At 70.8% G+C, this 7,556-nt stretch carries 8 protein-coding genes; 3 read left to right on the forward strand and 5 right to left on the reverse strand.

Features of this window, described 5'->3' with window-relative positions; translation table 11 throughout:
* Positions 1-49: 49 nt before the first annotated feature.
* The gene (locus ACFTZL_RS37290) at positions 50-724 is read right to left on the reverse strand and encodes a Crp/Fnr family transcriptional regulator (protein WP_215119931.1); all 675 of its coding nucleotides are present in this window, start codon (positions 722-724) and stop codon (positions 50-52) included.
* A gap of 332 nt (positions 725-1,056) precedes the next feature.
* Between ACFTZL_RS37290 and nth the strand changes: the two genes are divergently transcribed.
* From nth to ACFTZL_RS37305, 3 genes are all read left to right on the forward strand, one after another.
* On the forward strand, positions 1,057-2,106 hold the full coding sequence (gene nth / locus ACFTZL_RS37295) for an endonuclease III (RefSeq protein WP_382592544.1): 1,050 nt from the start codon (positions 1,057-1,059) through the stop codon (positions 2,104-2,106).
* A gap of 85 nt (positions 2,107-2,191) precedes the next feature.
* Positions 2,192-2,887, forward strand: a complete 696-nt coding sequence (locus tag ACFTZL_RS37300; RefSeq protein ID WP_382592547.1) for an NUDIX hydrolase — start codon at positions 2,192-2,194, stop codon at positions 2,885-2,887.
* A gap of 13 nt (positions 2,888-2,900) precedes the next feature.
* Positions 2,901-4,100, forward strand: a complete 1,200-nt coding sequence (locus tag ACFTZL_RS37305) for a MarP family serine protease (protein WP_382592550.1) — start codon at positions 2,901-2,903, stop codon at positions 4,098-4,100.
* A 50-nt stretch (positions 4,101-4,150) separates the two neighbouring features.
* Here ACFTZL_RS37305 and ACFTZL_RS37310 read toward each other — a convergent pair whose 3' ends face one another.
* The 4 genes from ACFTZL_RS37310 to nhaA form a co-directional block, all read right to left on the reverse strand.
* Positions 4,151-4,333, reverse strand: coding sequence for a hypothetical protein (locus ACFTZL_RS37310; protein WP_382592553.1), 183 nt, complete (start codon positions 4,331-4,333; stop codon positions 4,151-4,153).
* Between the two features lie 127 nt (positions 4,334-4,460).
* Positions 4,461-5,411: an alpha/beta fold hydrolase gene (locus ACFTZL_RS37315; protein ID WP_382592556.1), complete on the reverse strand. Its 951-nt coding sequence runs from the start codon at positions 5,409-5,411 to the stop codon at positions 4,461-4,463.
* Entirely contained in the window at positions 5,408-5,896 is a 489-nt protein-coding gene (locus ACFTZL_RS37320; protein ID WP_382592559.1) for a phage holin family protein, read from the reverse strand. Before ACFTZL_RS37320 ends, ACFTZL_RS37315 begins: the two co-directional genes overlap by 4 nt.
* Before the next feature lie 41 nt (positions 5,897-5,937).
* Complete coding sequence (gene nhaA, locus ACFTZL_RS37325; protein ID WP_382592562.1) at positions 5,938-7,374, reverse strand: Na+/H+ antiporter NhaA; 1,437 nt, start codon at positions 7,372-7,374, stop codon at positions 5,938-5,940.
* Between the last annotated feature and the right edge of the window lie 182 nt (positions 7,375-7,556).

Here is a 7,556-nt window from a genome sequence, read left to right on the forward strand (position 1 = left end):
GTCTCCGCGAGGAGACGGGGCCCGATGACGTACGGCACGCGCGCGTGTGTCAGCGCGAGCGCTTGGCGAGGCGCTCCACGTCCAGCAGGATCACCGCGCGGGCCTCCAGGCGCAGCCAGCCGCGCTGGGCGAAGTCCGCAAGGGCCTTGTTGACCGTCTCGCGGGACGCGCCGACGAGCTGGGCCAGCTCCTCCTGCGTGAGGTCGTGCACGACGTGGATGCCCTCCTCGGACTGCACGCCGAACCGGCGCGACAGGTCCAGCAGGGCGCGGGCGACCCGGCCCGGGACGTCCGAGAAGACGAGATCGGACATCGCGTCGTTGGTCTTGCGCAGCCGGCGGGCGACAGCGCGCAGAAGCGCCGTGGCCACCTCGGGGCGGGCGTTCAGCCAGGGCTGAAGGTCGCCGTGGCCGAGTCCGAGCAGCTTGACCTCGGTCAGTGCGGAGGCCGTCGCGGTGCGCGGGCCCGGGTCGAAGAGCGACAGCTCGCCGATGAGCTCGCCGGGGCCGACCACGGCCAGCATGTTCTCGCGGCCGTCCGGGGACGTGCGGTGGAGCTTGACCTTGCCTTCCGTGACCACATACAGGCGGTCGCCGGGGTCCCCCTCGTGGAACAGCGAGTCGCCGCGCGCGAGGGTCACCTCACTCATGGAGGCGCGGAGCTCCGAGGCCTGCTCGTCATCGAGCGCCGCGAAGAGCGGGTTGCGCCGCAGAACGTCGTCCACGAGTTCTCTCCTTGTCGACCTGCTCAGGGGACCTGGATCCCCCTTGTATCAAGGCACCGTGGTGCCCATTTTGCCGGACGGTCCAAACAGTGTGATCTGTCACAAGGATGCCGCACAGGTGTCCCGGGGTACGCGGCAGGGGTCCAATTGGACGCCGATCTTCGGGGCCCGGGGCAGATGTCAGTGTCACGCCTTAGGCTGGCCGGGTGTCCAAATCGCCGGTGAGAGCACAGGCCGAGGGGGCTGCGCGGGTGGTTGTACGTCGCGATTCCGCTGTGGGCGAACAGAGCCCCGATGGCGGTAGGAAAACGGCGAAAGCGACAGAGAGGGCGGTGCCTTCAGGCAAGTCGACGCCGGCGAAGAAGGCTGCCGCCACGAAGGCCGCTGCCAAGAAGCCCGCTGCCAAGAAGGCCGCCGCCAAGAAGGCTGCCGCCACTGAGGCCGGGGCCGCGAGCAAGAAGGCATCTGTGAAGAAGGCGGCATCTGCGAGGAAAGCGCCATCTGTGAAGAAGGCTCCTGCCGTCAAGAAGGTCACCGTCGCGCCCAAGAAGGCCACAGCCCGCGTCAAGGGCACCGCCCCCGCAAAGGCCGTCGTCCACCCGCCGGGTGACGAGTCGCGCACCGCGCTGGTCCGCAGAGCCCGCCGTATCAACCGCGAGCTCGCCGAGGTCTTCCCGTACGCCCACCCCGAGCTGGACTTCGACAACTCCTTCCAACTGGTCGTCGCCACGGTCCTGTCCGCCCAGACCACCGACCTGCGCGTCAACCAGACGACACCCGCCCTCTTTGCCAAGTACCCCACCCCCGAGGACCTGGCCGCCGCCAACCCGGAGGAGGTGGAGGAGATCCTCCGCCCGTGCGGCTTCTTCCGGGCCAAGACGAAGTCGGTCATAGGGCTGTCCAAGGCCCTGGTGGAGGACTTCGGCGGTGAGGTCCCGGGCCGGCTGGAGGACCTGGTCAAGCTGCCCGGCGTCGGCCGCAAGACCGCGTTCGTCGTGCTCGGCAACGCCTTCGGGCGGCCCGGCATCACCGTGGACACGCACTTCCAGCGTCTGGTGCGCCGCTGGCAGTGGACCGGCGAGACCGACCCGGACAAGATCGAGGCCGCCATCGGCGCGCTCTTCCCGAAGAGCGACTGGACGGACCTCTCGCACCACGTGATCTGGCACGGCCGCCGTATCTGCCATGCCCGCAAGCCCGCCTGCGGTGCCTGCCCGATCGCCCCGCTCTGCCCGGCGTTCGGCGAGGGCGAGACCGACCCGGAGAAGGCGAAGAAGCTGCTCAAGTACGAGAAGGGCGGCTTCCCCGGCCAGCGCCTGCGGCCCCCGCAGGCGTATCTGGACGCGGGCGGCAAGCCGGCGCCGCCGCTGGGGGCCGGATGAGCTGCCCGAACGGGGGATCGCGGTCGTTCGCGGAACGATCTCGGACCCGCCGCGCGTTGGAAGCGGCAGGACGACGGGGGTGGCGATGACGCGTGCGAGCGACACACAGGGCGGGCCTTTGACGCCGAGCAAGGAGGGCCTGCCGGCCTGGCTGGACCCGGTGGTGCACGCCGTGGAGACGGTCAGGCCGCGGCAGCTCAGCCGCTTCCTGCCGCCGGAGGACGGCGCCGGGCGCCAGTCCGCCGTACTGATCCTGTTCGGGGAGGGCGAGCACGGACCCGAGCTGCTGCTCATGGAGCGCGCGAGCTCCCTGCGCTCGCATGCCGGCCAGCCCTCGTTCCCCGGCGGCGCCCTCGACCCGGAGGACGGCGACCCGCGGGGCGACGGCCCGCTGCGGGCCGCCCTGCGCGAGGCGGAGGAGGAGACCGGCCTCGACCCCACCGGTGTCCAGCTCTTCGGCGTCCTGCCCAGGCTGTACATCCCGGTCAGCGGTTTCGTCGTCACCCCGGTGCTGGGCTGGTGGCGCGAACCGAGCCCGGTCGGGGTCGTCGATCCGAACGAGACCGCCAGGGTCTTCACCGTCCCCGTGGTGGATCTCACGGACCCCGCCAACCGCGCCACCACCGTCCACCCCAGCGGCCACCGAGGTCCGGCATTTCTGGTCGAATCAGCCCTTGTATGGGGTTTCACGGCCGGAATCATCGACCGGCTGCTGCACTTCGCGGGCTGGGAGCGGCCCTGGGACCGCGAGAAGCAGGTCCCGCTCGACTGGCGCGCATGACAGGGTGGCCTCCGTGAACGTGCTGGACATCTTGTTGCTGGTCGCTGCCGTGTGGTTCGCGGTCGTCGGGTACCGCCAGGGATTCGTCGTCGGCATCCTGTCGGTGATCGGCTTTCTGGGCGGCGGTCTCGTCGCGGTCTACGTACTGCCCGTCATCTGGGACGCGCTCACGGACAACGCGGAGGTGAACACGACCGCCGCCGTCGTCGCGGTCGTCGTCGTCATCGTCTGCGCCTCCGTAGGCCAGGCCCTCACCACCCACCTCGGCAACAAGCTGCGCCGGCACATCACCTGGTCCCCGGCCCGGGCCCTCGACGCCACCGGCGGCGCCCTGGTCAACGTCGTGGCGATGCTCCTGGTCGCCTGGCTGATCGGCTCGGCCCTCGCGGGCACCACACTGCCGACGCTGGGCAAGGAGGTCCGCAACTCCAAGGTGCTGCTGGGCGTCTCGCAGGCACTGCCGGACCAGGCCGCCACCTGGTTCGCGGACTTCTCCTCCGTCCTCGCGCAGAACGGCTTCCCGCAGGTCTTCAGCCCGTTCTCGAACGAGCCCATCACCGACGTCCAGCCGCCGGACCCGGCCCTGGCCAACAGCCCCGTGGCGACCCGCGCCCAGCGCTCCATCGTCAAGGTCATGGGCACGGCCCCGAGCTGCGGCAAGGTCCTGGAGGGCACCGGCTTCGTCTTCTCCGACCGCCGTGTGATGACCAACGCGCACGTAGTGGGCGGCGTCGACGAGCCGACCGTGCAGATAGGCGGCGAGGGCAGGAAGTACGACGCCACGGTCGTCCTCTACGACTGGCGGCGCGACATCGCCGTACTCGACGTGCCCGACCTCAAGGCGCCCGCGCTGCGCTTCACCACCGAGGACGCGGCCAGCGGGGACGGCGCGATCGTCGCGGGCTTCCCGGAGAACGGGGCGTACGACGTGCGCGCCGCGCGCGTGCGGGGCCGCATCACGGCCAACGGCCCGGACATCTACCACCGGGACACGGTCCGCCGCGACGTCTACTCCCTCTACGCGACCGTCCGCCAGGGCAACTCCGGCGGCCCGCTGCTCACCCCGAGCGGCAAGGTCTACGGCGTGGTCTTCGCCAAGTCCCTCGACGACGCCGAGACGGGGTACGCGCTGACCGTGGACGAGATCCAACAGGACATCACCAAGGGGCGCACCGCCAACCAGCAGGTGGACAGCGACAGCTGCGCGCTCTAGGAGCGGCCCTGCGGTGGAGTGGTCGGGGCGTCACTCGCGCGGGTGGCGCCTCAGTCCCGGGTGTGGCGCAGACGTACGGAGACCCAGCGGGCCCGGCGGCGGAGGATGCGCGGGATCCCGACCCGGGGATCCGCGGTCACCATCTGCGGTGCGCCGCTTCGATGGTGGGGGTTCGCACCGCCCGCCGAGCGGCGATTGCGGCTTGCGTCACTGTAGTCGTGCGTCCAGCCCATACCCCGACGTGTGCCCCCGCCTCATGGTCGATAACCGCTCCCGGAGCGCCCAATTGGCCTATGCGCCAGGCAATTGGCGCTTCGTCGGACAAGCGTTCACGTGCGGATACCGGGCGGGGTCGTCCGGTCACCGATCGGGTTCGGGATCCTTGAGCCAGTTGATGAGCTCCGAGGAGAACGCGACCGGGTCCTCCTCGTGCGGGAAGTGCCCGAGACCGTCGAACAGGCGCCAGCGGTAGGGGGCTTCGACGTACTCGCCGGATCCGGCCGCGCTGCGTGTGCGCATCACGGGGTCGAGCGAGCCGTGCAGATGGAGGGTCGGCACGCGCACGGGCCGCTTCATGCGGCGGTTGAACTGGATGCCGTCCGGGCGGGCCAGGGAGCGCACCATCCAGCGGTACGGCTCGACCGCGCAGTGCGCCGCGGAGGGGATGCACATGGCGCGGCGGTACGTCTCCAGGGCCTCTTCCTCCGGCGGGCGCGGCCCGGACCAGTCCTGGATCAGCTCCGCCACGAGCGCCCCGTCGTCGGCGGTGAGCTGCCGCTCCGGGATCCAGGGCCGCTGGAACCCCCAGATGTGTGAACCGGCGCGCGTCTGCTTGACGTCTCGCAGCATGGCCGAGCGCCAGCGCCGCGGATGCGGCATGGACGCGACCGCCAGCCGCCGCACCAGCTTGGGGCGCATCGCGGCGGCCGTCCACGCGAGGTATCCGCCCAGGTCGTGGCCGACCAGCGCGGCGTCCGGCTCACCGAGCGAGCGGATGACGCCGGTGACGTCGAGCGCGAGGTTGGCGGGGTCGTAACCGCGCGGCGTACGGTCGCTGCCCCCGACGCCCCGCAGGTCCATGGCGACGGCCCGGAAGCCCGCGTCGGCGAGCGCCACGAGCTGGTGCCGCCAGGTCCACCAGAACTGCGGGAAGCCGTGCAGCAGCAGCACCAGCGGCCCGTCGCCCACCTCGGCGATGTGGAAGCGGGCGCCGTTGGCGGCGACGTCGCGGTGGCTCACCTTCCTGCCGCCGGGGAGGTCGAGGAGAACGGCCGAGGCCGGCTGTGCCGAAGGTGTGGCGGGGTCCGTCATGACGACGAGCGTGCCACAGCCTCGATGGCCTCGGGGACCCGGTCCTGCGGGAGCTCCGGACGCGGGTGCGGCTTGGCCTTCTGCAGGACGACCGCGGTCTCCTTCATCGAGGCGGCGACCTTCTGCGGGCCCTTGCTCTTCTTGGCCTTCTTCGCGAAGGTCACGCCGATCAGCGCCAGCACGACCGCGACGAGCACGTTCGCCGCGAAGGACAGCAGGAAGCAGATCGCGAGGTTCCAGTCGCTCCAGGTGCGGATGCCGTACGCCAGCGCGAAGTTCAGCATCGGCAGGGAGAAGATCAGCACCGCGCCGGCTGCCGAGAAGGCCCCGCCGCTGGTCGCGCCGCGCTTGACGTCCTGCTTGAGCTGCGCCTTCGCCAGCGCGATCTCGTCGTGCACCAGCGCCGACATTTCCGCCGTCGCCGAGGCGAACAGCTGGCCGATGCTGCGTTCGGCGCCGACCGGGCTGCCGTCGGGTGCGCTCATCGCGGTGTCTCCCTCTCCATCTTTTGTACCGTCTCGTCAGATCATGCCGGACCGTCGTGGTCCTCGCCTGCCCCGCCCGGTACTTCGGCAAGCTCGTGGCGCGCTGCTGCCTTCTCCTGGGCGATCCGGCGGTGCTCCGCGGCTTTGGCTTCGTAGCGGGCGGCCAGGCGCAGGTGGTACGCCGGGTCGTCCTCCTCGTAGACGTCCGGGATGCCGTCGAGGTCGTCGTCGCGCTCCTCGTCCTCCCACAGACGGCGGTACTTGGCGTTCCGTATCTTCAGCAGGACGGTCGCCAGCGTGGCGGCGATGAGCGAGCCCAGCAGCACGGCGGCCTTGACCTCGTTCGTCATCGTCTCGTCTCCGGCGAAGGCGAGTTCGCCGATGAGCAGCGAGACGGTGAAGCCGATGCCGGCGAGGCTCGCCACCGCGAACACGTCCGCCCAGGCGAGATCGTCGCTGAGCGAGGCCCTGGTGAATCGGGCCGTCAGCCAGGTCCCGCCGAAGATGCCGAGCGCCTTGCCGACGACCAGCCCGAGGACGACACCGAGGGTCTCCGGCGAGCCGAACACGTCCGCGAGCGCTCCGCCGGAGACGGAGACACCCGCGCTGAACAGTGCGAAGAGCGGCACGGCCAGACCTGCCGACAGGGGGCGTACGAGATGCTCGATGTGCTCGCCGGGGGAGTGGGTCTCGCCCTCCTTGCGGTGGCAGCGCAGCATCAGGCCCATGGCGACGCCGGCGACGGTGGCGTGGACGCCGCTGTTGTACATCAGCGCCCAGGTCACGAGCGCGAGCGGCACGTACACGTACCAGCCGCGTACGCCCTTGCGCAGCAGCAGCCAGAAGACGGCCAGGCCCACCACGGCGCCGCCGAGCGCGGCGAAGTTCAGGTCGGCGGTGAAGAAGACGGCGATGATCAGGATCGCGAAGAGGTCGTCGACGACGGCGAGCGTGAGCAGGAAGGCCCGCAGCGCGCTCGGCAGGGACGTGCCGATGACCGCGAGCACGGCGAGCGCGAAGGCGATGTCGGTGGCGGTGGGCACGGCCCACCCGGCCAGTGAGCCGCCGCCGGTGACGTTGGTGACGGTGTAGACGAGCGCCGGTACGGCCATGCCGCACAGGGCGGCGACGACCGGGAGCGCTGCGGCCCTGGGGTCGCGCAGGTCGCCCGCGACGAGTTCGCGCTTGAGTTCGATCCCGGCGACGAAGAAGAAGAGCGCCAGCAGCCCGTCGGCGGCCCAGTGCGCGACCGACAGGTCGAGGCCGAGTGAGGCCGGGCCCAGATGGAAGTGGGCGACGTTCTCGTAGCTGTCGTGCAGCGCGGGGATGTTCGCCCAGAGCAGTGCGGTGACCGCGGCGGCGAGCAGCAGCACACCGCCGACGGTCTCGGTGCGCAGCGCGTCCGCCACATAGGTCCGCTCGGGCAGCGACAGCCGTCCGAGGACCTTGCGAGGGGCGGTGGAGCGGGGCGCGGTCACGGGGAAGACCTCCGGTCGGTGGGCAGGGCTGAACGCATGCCGACCAGACTTCCCGGCGCACCATGAAGCAGTTGTTTTTCTTAGTTTAGGTAATTACATGGCCGGGCGCATCCGGCGATCTCCGGGTGTCTCCCGGTGATCTTCAGGGCGGACGCCGAAAGGGCACCCGGCGTGCCGACCGC

The organism is Streptomyces sp. NPDC056948 (assembly GCF_042674225.1).
Taxonomy (GTDB): Bacteria; Actinomycetota; Actinomycetes; order Streptomycetales; family Streptomycetaceae; genus Streptomyces; species Streptomyces purpurascens.

Excerpts from the sequence above, each read along its gene's own strand:
- ACFTZL_RS37300 (WP_382592547.1), top strand. The coding sequence starts at position 2,192 with ATGACGCGTGCGAGCGACACACAGGGCGGGCCTTTGACGCCGAGCAAG.
- ACFTZL_RS37315 (WP_382592556.1), bottom strand. The coding sequence starts at position 5,411 with ATGACGGACCCCGCCACACCTTCGGCACAGCCGGCCTCGGCCGTTCTC.
- ACFTZL_RS37320 (WP_382592559.1), bottom strand. The coding sequence starts at position 5,896 with ATGAGCGCACCCGACGGCAGCCCGGTCGGCGCCGAACGCAGCATCGGC.
- ACFTZL_RS37310 (WP_382592553.1), bottom strand. The coding sequence starts at position 4,333 with ATGGGCTGGACGCACGACTACAGTGACGCAAGCCGCAATCGCCGCTCG.